At 64.2% G+C, this 13,659-nt stretch carries 13 protein-coding genes; 1 reads left to right on the forward strand and 12 read right to left on the reverse strand.

Annotated features, from left to right (window positions below; translation table 11 throughout):
* Positions 1–57 precede the first annotated feature (57 nt).
* Entirely contained in the window at positions 58–1,647 is a 1,590-nt protein-coding gene (locus tag NLM32_RS26915) for an ABC transporter substrate-binding protein (protein WP_254131852.1), read from the reverse strand.
* Between the two features lie 199 nt (positions 1,648–1,846).
* On the opposite strand from NLM32_RS26915, the gene NLM32_RS26920 reads away from it, so the two are divergent.
* Positions 1,847–2,722, forward strand: coding sequence for a hypothetical protein (locus NLM32_RS26920; protein WP_254131853.1), 876 nt, complete (start codon positions 1,847–1,849; stop codon positions 2,720–2,722).
* A 7-nt stretch (positions 2,723–2,729) separates the two neighbouring features.
* Here the strand turns inward: NLM32_RS26920 and mtnK are convergent, their stop codons facing one another.
* From mtnK to NLM32_RS26975, 11 genes are read right to left on the reverse strand one after another with little or no spacing between them, the layout of a single operon-like run.
* Positions 2,730–4,019 carry an S-methyl-5-thioribose kinase gene (mtnK, locus tag NLM32_RS26925; protein WP_254131854.1) on the reverse strand — a complete coding sequence of 430 codons (1,290 nt, stop codon included), beginning with the start codon at positions 4,017–4,019 and terminating at the stop codon, positions 2,730–2,732.
* A 33-nt stretch (positions 4,020–4,052) separates the two neighbouring features.
* Complete coding sequence (locus NLM32_RS26930; RefSeq protein WP_254131855.1) at positions 4,053–4,400, reverse strand: hypothetical protein; 348 nt, start codon at positions 4,398–4,400, stop codon at positions 4,053–4,055.
* 45 nt (positions 4,401–4,445) lie between these two features.
* Positions 4,446–4,721 (reverse strand): DUF1467 family protein, encoded by a 276-nt coding sequence (locus NLM32_RS26935; RefSeq protein ID WP_254131856.1) that lies wholly within the window; start codon positions 4,719–4,721, stop codon positions 4,446–4,448.
* An 8-nt stretch (positions 4,722–4,729) separates the two neighbouring features.
* Positions 4,730–5,134, reverse strand: a complete 405-nt coding sequence (gene mce, locus NLM32_RS26940) for a methylmalonyl-CoA epimerase (protein WP_254131857.1) — start codon at positions 5,132–5,134, stop codon at positions 4,730–4,732.
* A 43-nt stretch (positions 5,135–5,177) separates the two neighbouring features.
* Positions 5,178–6,848 (reverse strand): ribonuclease J, encoded by a 1,671-nt coding sequence (locus tag NLM32_RS26945; RefSeq protein ID WP_254131858.1) that lies wholly within the window; start codon positions 6,846–6,848, stop codon positions 5,178–5,180.
* Positions 6,848–7,654 (reverse strand): biotin--[acetyl-CoA-carboxylase] ligase, encoded by an 807-nt coding sequence (locus tag NLM32_RS26950; RefSeq protein ID WP_254131859.1) that lies wholly within the window; start codon positions 7,652–7,654, stop codon positions 6,848–6,850. The genes NLM32_RS26945 and NLM32_RS26950 overlap by 1 nt, the downstream gene beginning before the upstream one ends.
* A gap of 1 nt (position 7,655) precedes the next feature.
* Positions 7,656–9,092 (reverse strand): NADH-quinone oxidoreductase subunit NuoN, encoded by a 1,437-nt coding sequence (gene nuoN / locus NLM32_RS26955; RefSeq protein WP_254131860.1) that lies wholly within the window; start codon positions 9,090–9,092, stop codon positions 7,656–7,658.
* 22 nt (positions 9,093–9,114) lie between these two features.
* A complete protein-coding gene (locus NLM32_RS26960; RefSeq protein ID WP_254131861.1) occupies positions 9,115–10,623 on the reverse strand; it encodes an NADH-quinone oxidoreductase subunit M in 1,509 nt (502 codons plus the stop codon).
* Positions 10,624–12,705 carry an NADH-quinone oxidoreductase subunit L gene (gene nuoL / locus NLM32_RS26965; RefSeq protein ID WP_254131862.1) on the reverse strand — a complete coding sequence of 694 codons (2,082 nt, stop codon included), beginning with the start codon at positions 12,703–12,705 and terminating at the stop codon, positions 10,624–10,626.
* Between the two features lie 8 nt (positions 12,706–12,713).
* On the reverse strand, positions 12,714–13,022 hold the full coding sequence (gene nuoK / locus NLM32_RS26970; protein WP_008136131.1) for an NADH-quinone oxidoreductase subunit NuoK: 309 nt from the start codon (positions 13,020–13,022) through the stop codon (positions 12,714–12,716).
* Entirely contained in the window at positions 13,019–13,657 is a 639-nt protein-coding gene (locus tag NLM32_RS26975; RefSeq protein ID WP_254131863.1) for an NADH-quinone oxidoreductase subunit J, read from the reverse strand. The genes nuoK and NLM32_RS26975 overlap by 4 nt, the downstream gene beginning before the upstream one ends.
* Between the last annotated feature and the right edge of the window lie 2 nt (positions 13,658–13,659).

Consider the following 13,659-nt stretch of genomic DNA (forward strand, 5'->3'; position numbering starts at 1 on the left):
GCACTTTCTTCCCTCCCTTCATCGCTCATGGCGATGAAGGGAGCACGAGAACGCGTGTTACTTTGCCGGCGAGGTCTCGTCGACCCAGAGCTCCTCGACGTTCTGATGGGTCAGCTCCGTCGCATTGAGCTGAACGCCGTGGAGCCAGGGCTGCACCGCCATGACGGCCTTGTTGTAGTTGAAGAACCAGACCGGCGCCTCCTCGTAGAGCAGCGCGTTGGCCTTTTGCAGCAGCTGGGTGCGCTTGGATGAATCGTCGGCCTGCCCTGCCTCATCCATGATCTTGTCGAACTCGGGGTTCTTGAAGATCATGTAGTTGCAGGCCGATTGCGGCGTCGACGAATGGAAGCATTTCAGCGCGGCCTGGGGGTCCGGGCCGGTCTGTTGCGAGTAGATGTAGGCCTGGTAGTCGCCGGTGCGGACCACCTCCGACAGCACCGCAGCCTCGACCTGCTTGACCTTCACCTTGATGCCGACCTTGTCCAGCATCGGAATGACGGCCGAGACGATCGGCAGGCCCCAGCTTTCGTTCTGGCTGGTGGTCCATTCGAATTCGAAGCCGGAGGCGTAGCCGGCGTCAGCGAGCAGCTGTTTGGCCTTGGCGGGATCGTAAGCGTACGGCTTCATCGTCTTGTCGTAGGCGGTCGAGGTCAGCGGCAGCCAGCTGGTGGCGCGATAGGCCTTGCCCTTGACCAGCTTGCTGATGATCAAATCGGTATCGATCGCGTAGTTGATCGCCTGCCGGACGCGCTTGTCGGAGAACGGCTTGAAGTTGGGGTTCATGCCCATGTAACGCGTGAAGACCTCGGCGACCTCGGCGATGGTGCCCTTGAGATTGGGGTCGGTCTGATAGGCGACATATTGCGCCGGCCCGAGCACGGAGGTGTCGATCTCCTTGTTGCGGAAGGCGACGTCGCGGGCCGCCGCCTCGCCCATGATCGAGACGATCAGCTTGTCGGCGTAGGGCTTGCCGGGCTTGTAGAACTTGTCCCACCGCTCCATCACGATGCGCGAGCCCGGCACGTGCTCGACGAACTTGAACGGGCCGAGGCCGATCGGATGCTGGATGAAGCTGTCCTTGGCGGCCTCGTCGGCGGGGTAGATCGAGGTCAGCGCCGTGAAGAAGTAGAAGCCGGGCTCGACCTTCTCGGTCAGCTTCATCTCCACCGTGAAATCGTCGATCTTCTTCAGGCCGGAGATTTCCTTCGCCTGCCCTTTCTCGACCGCGGCCGCGCCCTCGATGACGCGAACATAGCGCGCACCGGGATAGGCCTTGGTGCCGTCCATGATGCGGTTGAACGACCAGATCACGTCGTCAGCCGTCATCTTGCGGCCGTTGTGGAAATAGGCGTCGTCGCGGAGCTTGAAGGTCTGAACGAGCCCACCGCTGGAGACGATGACCTCCTTCGCGAGTTCAGGGACCGGTTTTCCTTCCGCGGAGTCCCAGATGTAGAGCGAGCGATGCAGGCCCTTGGCGTAGATCTCGTCCTGGGCGCGCTGGGTGGTGTGAATGTCGAGGCTGGTGAAGCTCGAGCCGTAAGGCGCGGTCATGCGGATGGTTCCGCCCTTGCGCGGTGTCTGGGCCTCTGCCGGGGCGGCGAGCGCCAGTCCCAGGCCCGCGACGATCGCCAACATCCTGAACATCATATGTCCCCCAATGCAGGTATTCCGATCAGGGATTTGATCATTCACAGCCTGTCGAACGCAAGCTTCGTTTTGCGTCCCCGGCGATGCAAGCCGCCGATTGACGCGGTGCGTCATCGCGCAATGGGAACCGTGAACATTTTTCGCAATCGACGCGACCAAGCTCAGGATCGTTATCTGAGCCCCAGGGATCGCGGAAAAAATGAAACGCCGAATGCTAGGTATCCTGCTCGCCGGCAGTCTGGTCGCCGCGACAGCGGCGATGGCGATCCCTGTTACGCCGGATCCGGGCCCCGCTGACGGCATCGACGTCGGCTGGTATCGCAGCACGGGCCTGGACACGGCCGTCGACCAGACCTGGTGGGCGACCAGGAACCGCTGCATCCCGGACACTCTCGGCGAACGCCTGATCTGCGGCGCTCTCGGGTATTTGGCGCGGGCCGCAGGCCGGACCTTCGAGGCCAAAATGTCCGACGACGCTGGTCTGCCGCTGCCGGCCGGCTGGGACCTGATGACCACGAAGAACGCGTCCTTCATCAGGTCGGCGCATGTCGAGACGCCGCTCGATCTCGCAGCCGTGCTCGACTTCTATCGCGCCTCGCTCGGACAGCGCGGCTGGACCGAGACGAACGGCGCGGTGATCGCGCCCGACAGGGCCGAGATCGCCTTCACGACATCAGACGGACCGGCGACGCTCCGGCTCGTCCGCCAGGACAACAAGACCATCGCCGACCTTTCCCTGCGCAAGCGGTGGAGCGTGACGGCCGGCATCGCGCCAAAACCGGGGCAAGTGAAATTGATGCTCGGCAACGAGACGGATAAAGCGGCAGTTATCACCGTCAATGAGCGAACCGTCAGGCTGGTGGCGCACGCGGGAGAAAAACTGACCCACACCGACGATGCGGCGAGCGAAAAGTCCGATATCCCAAAGCTCGATCTGCCGCCAGGCAAGCACAAGATCACTGTCAAGGCCGAGGGCAGCGCTGCGCGGAGCCGGGAGCTCGAGATCGCAGCCAACGAGACCTGGGGCCTGCTGGTCGGCCCGGATGGCGCGCCGCTGCCGATACGGCTGTATTGAGCCTCCGTCAGCCCGACAGCTCCGGCTGCCAATCCCCCAGCTTCCGCGCAGCCCCCGTGATGTCGGCGATGGTTCGAAACGCCACCGCCTCCACCATCATCCCGCGCGCGAGCCGCACGGCGCGGGCCTCGCTCACCGCCCGCACCTTCGGATCCTCGATCAGCTCGAAATCGATGTTGTGGGCAAGGCCGAAGATGCGGCGGATGGTTTTGGCGGCGGCGAATCCGACCGTGTCGGTGAACAGGCGCTGCATGTAGGCCTGCCGCTCGGCCTCGAGGCGCATCGCGCCCTTCTCGCCGGCAAAGAGCGAGACCGGATAGGCATCGCCGCGGGCTTCCGACCGCCAGAGATCGAGGAATTTTCGCGAAAACTCATTCCAGACCTGGTCGACCGTCTCCAGCACCCAGCCCTCGAATTCGCGGCGCTCGCCCGGCCTGCGCTCGTGGCCGGCAGAGGCGAAATAGGCCATCAGCAGATTGGCCAGCACCGCGCCGACGTCAAAACCCATCGGGCCGTAGAAAGCGAATTCCGGGTCGATCACCCGCGTCTCCGACGCCGTCACCATGATCGAGCCGGTGTGGAGATCGCCATGCAGCAGCGCTTCCGGGCTCGCCATGAATTTCAGCTTCAGCCGGGAGATCGCGACATGCAGCTCCATGTCCTCGCGCAAGGACGCGGCCAGGCCGTCGAGATACGGCGCCGTCCAGCGGTTCTGCTCGGCGATGCGATAGGGATCGGTGAAGATCAGATCCTCGGTGATCTTGCACAGCGCATGATTGCCGGCGAAGGCGGCGATGGCCTCCTTCTTCTCCGCGGCCGTGAGCGCGAGGTCGGAGGTGTGGAACAGCGTCCGCGCCATGAACGTCGTGATGTCATCGACGAAGCGCGGATAGGACGTCGCAGCCACCAGCCCCTTGCGCATGATGATATGGGGCTCGAGCAGCTCCATCACCGTGAGTGCCAGCGTCTCGTTGTGGTGCAGCAAGGCCGGCACGAGGCCGGGCGCGAGCTGGGCCTGCCGGGACAGCGCGAGATATTCGTAATGGGCCCGTGACAGCGGCAGCGGCCAGCTCTCGCCGACCAGGCGAACGTAAGGCAGCGCCTGCTTCACGGCGATGCCGCCGCTGGCGCCTTTCACGATGAAGACGAGGTTGAGATTGCCGTCGCCGACCTCGGTGATCCCCCAGGACGCCGGAGCGCCGCCAAGCAGTGCCGCGATGTCAGGCAGGCCCGCGAGATAGTCCCGCAAGGCCGCTTCCTGAAGAATCCGGTAATCCCCCGCCTGCCCTTGCGCCATGACGATCCCATCCCATGCTCGATGGCCGGATCGTTACTCCCGCTCCAGGAAGCTCGAGCCGATCTCGGCCTTTCTTTTGATCGGATCGTAATCGCAATAGACGTTGTCCGCCACCAGCGTATAGCTGGCGCTAACGGTGTATTTATCGAGCTTGACCGAGTTCAGACCGATCACCGAGGTGCTTTTGCCGCCGTTCCATTTGAACGGCGTCGAGCTCTTGGCCTGCTCGCAGGCCATCACGGCTTCGTTGAACACGTAGCCCTCGACGAACGCCTTCAGCGTTCGCGCCTGCACGGCGATCTTCCATTCGACATAGCCAATGGCACCGAGACCGGCGACGATCAGCACCAGAAGCGCGACGACGATCCTCTGAAAAGTCATTCGTTCCCCCAACAACGACGCAACGCGAAAAATCCGGCAAAATCGCTAAAACGGCATCCCCATCAACTTCGACAGCCGTTCGATCGAGAGATAGCCGGCCTGATAGGCCGCGACCCCGATGCCGTAGATGATGGCCGAGATGATCGTGGTCCAGATCAGCTTGCGCTTCATGCCGGTCAGAACAGGTGCGCCGGGGTCGGTGCCGGGCGCACCGACGCCGTCCTCGTGCTGGCTGCGCACGCCGAACGGCAGCGTCAGGAACAGCGCGATCCACCAGATGACGAAGTAGATCGCGAGCGCGGTTGAGATCTGGATGGCCATGGGCGGTCTTACGCCTGCTCGATTTCGACCAGCGCGCCGGAAAAGTCCTTCGGGTGCAGGAACAGCACCGGCTTGCCGTGGGCGCCGATCTTCGGCACGCCGTCGCCGAGGACGCGGGCGCCCTCCTTCACCAGGGTGTCGCGCGAGGCGATGATGTCGACGACCTCGTAGCAGATGTGGTGGATGCCGCCGTCGGCATTGCGCTCGAGAAACTTCGCGATCGGCGAGGCCTCGCCGAGCGGCTCGATGAATTCGATCTTGGTGTTGGGGAGCGTCGCAAACACGGTGATGACGCCATGCTCGGGCAGCGGCACGGCTTCCGAGATCTGCGCCCCGAACGCCGCGCCGTAGATTTTTGCGGACTTGACGGCATCCCTGGTCGCGATCGCGACGTGGTTGAGGCGACCCAGCATGTTTTCTTCTCCCTCAGCGCATGATCCGAAGACCACGCTTAGTCTACACTGTCAGGACGTGGACCAGACAGGGGGGCTTTTTGCCCCAATGTTCGTTGATGACGGCCCGGACGGCGCGTCGCACCGATTCCGCCAGCGCATCCGGATCCCAGCGGCGCGCCTTCGGCAGGCCCTCGATGGTGGACATCACGGCGTCGAAGACGATGTCGTCGAACGGCTCCCCCGCCCGGTTCTTCTCGGGGATGCCGATCAGATCGACCTCGGGCTCGTCGACAAGCTCGCCCTGCGCGGTCATGGCGATGGCGACGAAGGCGCAGCCGGAGAACGCCATGCGGCGGCGCTCGACCACGGCGCGGGACTTGGAATCCTCCAGGATGGTGCCGTCCTTGTAGAGCCGGCCCGACGGCACCTCGCCGACCACGCCGGGATCGCCGGGACCGAGCTTGACCATATCGCCATTGCGGACCACCAGCACGCGCGGCACGCCGGCGGCGCGCGCGAGTTTTGCGTGCTCGTTCAGGTGCAGCGCCTCGCCATGGACGGGGATCAGGAGCTGCGGCTTCACCCAGGAGATCATGTCGCGCAGCTCGTCGCGGCGGGGATGGCCGGAGACGTGGACCAGATGATCGCGGTCGGTGAGGACCTCGACGCCCTGCAGCACCAGATTGTTGATGATCGAGCCGACGGCCTTCTCGTTGCCGGGAATGGTGCGCGAGGAGAAGATCACGCTGTCGCCGCGGTTCAGCGTGATCTCGGGATGGTCGTCATTCGCGATGCGGGCCAGCGCCGCGCGGGACTCGCCCTGGCTGCCGGTGCAGAGCGCCAGCACCTTGTCCTGCGGCAGATGGCCGTAGACCTCGGGCGAGCGGAAATTCTGGACGCCATCGAGATAGCCGGTCTCGCGCGCGACCTGCACCACGCGCTCCATGGCGCGGCCGACCACCACGACCTCGCGGTCGGCGGCCTTCGCGGCATCGGCGACGGCCTTGATGCGGGCGACGTTGGAGGCGAAGGTCGTGACCGCGACGCGGCCCTTGGCCGCCTTCACCAGGTCGATGATGGTGCGGGCGACCTCGGCTTCGGACGGCGAGCGGCCATCGCGCACCGCGTTGGTGGAATCGCCGATGAGAGCGAGCACGCCCTCCTCGCCGAGCTCGCGCAGCCGCTTTTCATCGGTCGGACGACCCAGCGTCGGGGTCGGATCGATCTTCCAGTCGCCGGTGTGCAGCACCACGCCGGCCTCGGTGTGGATCGCCAGCGCATGCGCTTCCGGAATCGAATGCGCGACCGGGATGAACTCGACGTTGAAGGGACCGACATCGATGCGCCCGCCTGACGGGACCACGGTGACGGGGATCACGGGCGCGTTGCGCTCGGCGGCGCATTTGGCCTCGAACAGCGCCGCGCTGAACTGCGTCGCATAGATCGGGCATTTCAGCCGCGGCCAGAGATCGATGATGGCGCCGAAATGGTCCTCATGGGCGTGGGTCAGCACGAGGCCCATCAGGTTCTTGCGTTCCTTCTCCAGGAAGCCGATGTCCGGCATGATCAGATCGATGCCGGGCAGATGCTCCTCGTCGCCGAAGGAGACGCCGAGATCGACCGCCAGCCAGGCACGCTGGTGACGGTTGCCGAGGCCGTAGATCGACAGGTTCATGCCGATCTCGCCGACGCCGCCGAGCGGCGCAAAAACCAGTTCGTCGGGTCTCGCCATCACGCAGCTCCCACCGAACGGACTGGGCCAAAAAACACCTCGCCCGCGGCGATCGGCACGCGACGGCCCTCCGCGGTGCGGACGATCAGGCAGCCGGTGTCGTCGATCGTGTCAAAAATACCTTCCAGCACCTTGGTTCCCGTGTGGATCGCGATCGGCTCGCCAAGGCGCGCGGCGCGCTCCAGCCAGAGCTTTCGGATCTCGGCAAAGCCACGGCCATTGTCCCAGATGCCGCGGAACTCCACCCAAGCGTCCGACAGCGCCGAGAACAGCTCTTCCGCGCTGATCTGGACGCCGAGGGCTGCCAGCGACACCGCCGGCGTCGGCGTGCCCTCGGGCGCCGCCACGATGTTGGTGCCGATGCCTGTGACGATGGCCAGGCGATCGCCGACGGCTTCGGCCTCCAGCCCGATGCCGACCAGCTTCTTGCCGTTGGCAAGGACGTCGTTCGGCCATTTCAGGGCGTATCGGGGACGGTCGGGGCCGAGCCGCAGCGCAGCCTCGAGGCTGACTTTCTCCAGCGCAGCCTCCTCGGCCAGCCCCGCGGCAAAACCGATCGTGGCAGCCACCGCCGGCGCGATGTCGAGGACTTCGAGGACGCTGGCTGCCAGATTGCCCTTCGGCGCGATCCAGGGCCGCTGACGGCGGCCGCGGCCGGCCGTCTGCTCATCCGTGACGAACCAGATCGGGCCGCGCTCGCCGGCGCGAGCCGCTTCGATGGCATCGGTATTGGTCGAGCCGGTCCGCTCCAGGGCTGCGAGCTTGTAGCCCGCCGCGATTGCGCGAGGACCGAGCGCGAACCCCATCCTAGAACAGCGATTTTGCGGCGGCGGAGGCGACGTTCACCACCGGACCCGCGAACAGCGCGAACAGAATTGTGAACAGGCCCGCAACCGCCAGCACCGTCTTGACCTCGGCGCGCATCGGATCGATCTGGCCGGCCGGTTCATCAAAGTACATCGTCTTGACGATGGTGAGATAATAGTAAGCGCCCACCACGCTGGAGAGCACGCCGATCACGGCGAGCGTGAACAAATTCGCCTTGATGGCGGCGACGAAGACGTACCATTTGGCGAAGAAGCCGGCGAGCGGCGGAATGCCCGCGAGCGAGAACAGCAGCATCGCGAACATGAAGGCGAGCAGCGGGTTGGTGCGTGACAGGCCTGCGAAGTCGCTGATCTTCTCGACGGCCTGGCCATTGCGCTTCATGGCGAGGATGACCGAGAACGAGCCGAGCGTCATCGCGACATAGATCACGATGTACATCAGCACGCCCTGCGCACCCTCGACCGTGCCGGAGGCAAGGCCGACCAGGGCAAAGCCCATATGGCCGATCGAGGAGTACGCCATCAGGCGCTTGATGTTGCTCTGGCCGATCGCAGCGAACGAGCCCAGCGCCATCGAGGCGATCGCCACGAACACCAGGATCTGCTGCCACTGCGAGACGATGCCCGGGAATGCGGTCAGCGTGACACGGGTGAACACGGCGAGTGCTGCCACCTTCGGCGCGGAGGCGAAGAAGGCGGTGACCGGCGTCGGGGCGCCTTCGTACACGTCGGGCGTCCACATGTGGAACGGCACGGCCGAGACCTTGAAGCAGAGGCCGGCGAGCAGGAACACCAGGCCGAACACGAGGCCGACATTCGCGGCGGTCGCAGCCGTAGCGATGCCGGCGAAGCTGACGGTGCCGGTGAAGCCGTACACCAGCGAGGAGCCATACAGCAGCATGCCCGAGGACAGCGCGCCCAGCACAAAGTACTTCAGGCCGGCTTCGGTCGACTTGGCATTGTCGCGGTTCGAGGCCGCCACGACGTAGAGCGCGAGCGACATCAATTCGAGGCCGAGATAGAGCGAAATCAGGTCACCGGCCGAGATCAGCACCATCATGCCGAGCGTCGAGAGCAGCACCAGGATCGCGTATTCGAAGATGCGGCGCGACGGATCCGACAGGAACTCGGTCGACAGCACCAGCGTCACCGCCGAGCCGATCAGGGCCAGGATCTTCATGAAGCGGGCGAAATCGTCGACGATGAAGCTGCCGCCGAACGTCACCTGCTTGCCGGCGGGCAGCATGTATTCGAGCACGCCGACCACGATCAGCAGCAGCACCGCGAGCGTGGTGACCGCGCTGGTGGTGCCCTGCCCGCGATAGGCGCCGAGCATCAGAAGCGCCATGGCGCCGATCGCGAGCACGATCTCGGGCAGCACCGGCGCCAGTTGATAACCTGCAGTCGTAAAGCTCATGGCGATATCCTGACCTGCCCGATCACCGGAGCAGTGCGGCGGCCTTCACGGCCGTCACAGCGGTGTTGTAATTATTGACGAGTTGCTGGACCGAGGCGGCCGACATGTCGAGCACCGGCTTCGGATAGACGCCGAACAGGATCGTCAGCGCGATCAGCGGGAACAGCGTCACGCATTCACGCAGGGTGAGATCCTTCATGCTCATCAGCGTCGGCTTGACCAGCGCCCCGAACACGACCTTGCGGTAGAGCCACAGCGCGTAGCCGGCCGACAGGATCACGCCGAAGGTGGCGAAGAACGCGGTCGGGATCGAGACCTTGAAGGTGCCGAGCAGCGTCATGAACTCGCCGACGAAGCCGCTCGTGCCGGGCAGACCGACGTTCGCCATGGTGAAGATCATGAAGGTCAGCGCGTAGAGCGGCATCCGGTTGACGAGGCCGCCATAGGCCGCGATCTCACGGGTGTGCAGGCGGTCGTAGACCACGCCGACGCAGAGGAACAGCGCGCCGGAGACGATGCCGTGCGAGATCATCTGGAACATGCCGCCGGCGACGCCCTGCATGGTGCCGGCGAAGATGCCCATGGTGACGAAGCCCATATGCGCGACCGACGAGTACGCGATCAGCTTCTTCATGTCCTCCTGCATCAGCGCCACCAGCGAGGTGTAGATGATGGCAATCGCGGACATGGTGAAGATCAGCGGCGCGAAGTCGTGCGAGGCGAGCGGGAACATCGGCAGCGAGAAGCGCAGGAAGCCGTAGCCGCCCATCTTCAGCAGGATCGCGGCCAGAACCACGGAGCCCGCGGTCGGCGCCTCGACGTGCGCGTCAGGCAACCAGGTGTGCACCGGCCACATCGGCATCTTCACCGCAAACGAGGCGAAGAAGGCCAGCCACGCCCAGGTCTGCAACGACCGCGGCACGGCGGTATGCATCAGGGTCGGGATGTCGGTGGTGCCGCCGTTCCAGTACAGCGCCATGATGGCGAGCAGCATCAGCACCGAGCCGAGCAGCGTGTAGAGGAAGAACTTGAACGACGCGTAGACCCGGCGCGGACCGCCCCAGACGCCGATGATCAGGAACATCGGGATCAGGCCGCCTTCGAAGAACAGATAGAACAGCACGAGATCGAGCGCCGAGAAGGTGCCGATCATCAGCGTTTCCAGGATCAGGAACGCCATCATGTATTCGCGGACGCGGTTCGAAATCGCCTTCCAGCTCGCGATGATGCAGAACGGCATGATCGCGGTGGTGAGGATCACCAGCGGCAGCGAAATGCCGTCCACGCCCATGTGGTAGGTGATGCCGGTGGCGAGCCAGCTCGCCTTCTCGACAAACTGGAAGTCCGCATTCGACGGGTCGAAGCGCATGACCAGGAGCACCGACACCGCGAAGGTGATCAGCGTGGTCCACAGCGCGATCCAGCGCGAGTTGCGCCGGGCCGCCTCGTCATCACCGCGGCTCAGGTAAACGATCAGCGCGCCGACCAGCGGCAGGAACGTCGTGACCGAAAGGATGGGCCAGGTTGTCATTTACTGGCCTCCAAAGCCGAACATGAACCAGGTGATCAGGCCGGCGGCGCCGATCAGCATGGCGAATGCGTAGTGATAGAGATAGCCGGTCTGGATCTTCACGACGTTGCGGGTGATGTCCAGCACGCGGGCCGAAATGCCGTCGGGGCCGAAGCCGTCGATGATGAATCCGTCGCCCTTCTTCCAGAGCTGGTAGCCGATCCACTTCGCCGGACGGACGAAGATGAAATCGTAGAGCTCGTCGAAGTACCATTTGTTGAGCAGGAACTGGTACAGCATCGGCTGCGTGTTCGCGAGCTCGACCGGGAGGTACGGCTTGCGGATGTAGAAGGTGTAGGACACCAGGAAGCCGCCGACCATCATCACGAAGGGCAGCCAGCCCAACAGATGCGGCATGTGCTCCATATCCTCGAGGATATGCGGGTTCATCTTCACGGACTCGCGGAAGAACTCCTCCACGCCGTGAGGACCGGTGAACAGCTCCTTGAACGGGAAGCCGGCCAGCACCGAACCAACCGCCAGCACGCCGATCGGGATCAGCATCCAGATCGGGCTCTCATGCGCGGCCTCGTAGTGCTCCTGGTCGTGGGGCTCGCCGAAGAAGGTCTTGAACACCAGACGCCAGGAATAGAACGAGGTCAGGCCCGCGGCCACGATCGTCATCAGATAGGCGTAGGTCGAGAACGGGTTATGCGAGGCATAGGCCGCCTCGATGATCGCGTCCTTGGAGAAGTAGCCGGCGAACAACGGGAAGCCGGTCAGCGCCAGCGTGCCGACGGTCATCACCGCGAACGTGTACGGGATCTTCCTCCAGAGGCCACCCATGTTGCGGATGTCCTGCTTGTGGTGCATCGCGTAGATCACCGAGCCGGAGCCCAAGAACAGCAGCGCCTTGAAGAAGGCGTGCGTGAACAAATGGAACATGCCGACCGAATAGGCCCCTGCTCCCATCGCCACGAACATGTAGCCGAGCTGCGAACAGGTCGAGTACGCCACGATGCGCTTGATGTCGTTCTGGACGAGACCGATGGTCGCGGCGAAGAACGCCGTGGTGGCACCGAAGAACATCACGACGGCCTGGGCGTTCGGGGCGAGCTCGAACAGCGGCGATAGGCGCGCCACCATGAACACGCCGGCGGTGACCATGGTCGCGGCATGGATCAGCGCCGACACGGGCGTCGGGCCTTCCATCGCGTCCGGCAACCAGGTGTGCAGCAGGAACTGCGCCGATTTACCCATCGCGCCCATGAACAGCAGGAGACAGGTCAGCGTCAGCGCATCGGCATGCCAGCCGAGGAAGTCGATGGTCTTGCCGGTGAGGCCGGGAGCTGCATGGAAGATGGTCTCGAAATCGGTCGAGCTCGTCAGCATGAAGATCGAGAAGATGCCGAGCGCGAAGCCGAAATCGCCGACGCGGTTGACCACGAAGGCCTTGATGGCGGCGGCGTTCGCCGACGGCTTCTGGTACCAGAAGCCGATCAGCAGATAGCTCGCCAGACCCACGCCTTCCCAGCCGAAGAACAGCTGCACGAGGTTGTCCGCCGTCACCAGCATCAGCATGGCGAAGGTGAACAGCGAGAGATAGCCGAAGAAGCGCGGCCGGTACGGATCCTCGTCCATATAGCCGATGGAATAGAGGTGCACGAGCGAGGACACGGTCGTCACCACCACCAGCATCACGGCGGTGAGCGTGTCGACGCGTAGCGACCACCAGACCTCGAGCTCGCCGGAGAAGATCCAGGGCAGAATCTGGATCCGGGCGTCGTGGCCGTTGAAGCCGACGTCGACCAGCGTCATCCAGGACAGCGCGGCCGCCACGAACAGCAGTCCGGTCGTGATCAGCTCGGCGCCGCGCGAACCGGCGGCCGCCGGCTCGACCGGACCATGGCCGTGGTCGTCATGGGCGTGATCGTCGTGGCCATGATCGTCATGAGCCGCCGATGCGTGCGCATCGCCGTGACCGTGATCGCCGTGATGCTCGACCTCGTCGCCCGAGGGGTTGCGGGCATGCGCGCCGGCCAGGGCGATGAGCCCGGCCAGAATGGCGCCCAGCAGGGGCAGGAAAACGATTGCCTGAACCATGACTGCGCTCAGCCCTTCATCAGATTGACGTCCTCAACCGCGATCGAGCCACGGTTGCGGAAATAGACCACCAGGATGGCGAGACCGATCGCGGCTTCGGCGGCCGCAACGGTCAAGACCAGCAGCGCGAAGACCTGGCCGACGATGTCGCCGAGGAAGGTCGAGAATGCCACCAGGTTGACGTTGACCGAGAGCAGGATCAGCTCGATCGACATCAGGATGACGATGATGTTCTTGCGGTTCAGGAAGATGCCGAGGATGCCGAGCGTGAACAGGATCGCGCCGACCGCCAGATAATGTCCGAGCCCGATCGTCATTTCACCCACTCCGCCGCGTCGGCGTCCGAAAGCCCCTGCCCCGGTGCCACCTTGCGCATCGCCATCGCCATCTCCGGCGTGCGCGCGTTCTGAACGTTGATGTCCTGCCGCTTCACGCTCGCCTTGTGGCGCAGCGTCAGCACGATGGCGCCGATCATAGCGACCAGCAGCACCATGCCCGAGAGCTGGAAGTAGTGGACATACTTCGTATAGAGCACCAGGCCGAGCGCCTCGGTGTTCGACACGTTGGTCGGGATCGGCGCCGTGATGGTCTTGCTCACGGTCGGGTTGATGACCCAGGCGCCGACGGTCAGCAGCAGCTCGAACAGGAAGATGCCGCCGATCACGACACCCACCGGCAGGTACTGGATGAAGCCTTCGCGCAGCTCGAGGAAGTCGACGTCGAGCATCATGATGACGAACAGGAACAGCACCGCGACGGCGCCGACATAGACGACGATCAGGATCATCGCGAGGAATTCGGCGCCCATCAGCACGAACAGGCCGGAGGCGTTGACGAAGGCCAGGATCAGGTACAGCACGGAGTGAACGGGATTGCGCGAGACAATCACCATCACCGCCGAGGCGACGCAGACGCCGGCGAAGAGATAGAAGAACAGCGCAGGAAGGATCATGC

Origin of the sequence: Bradyrhizobium sp. CCGUVB14 (assembly GCF_024199935.1) — a bacterium.
Classification (GTDB): Bacteria; Pseudomonadota; Alphaproteobacteria; order Rhizobiales; family Xanthobacteraceae; genus Bradyrhizobium.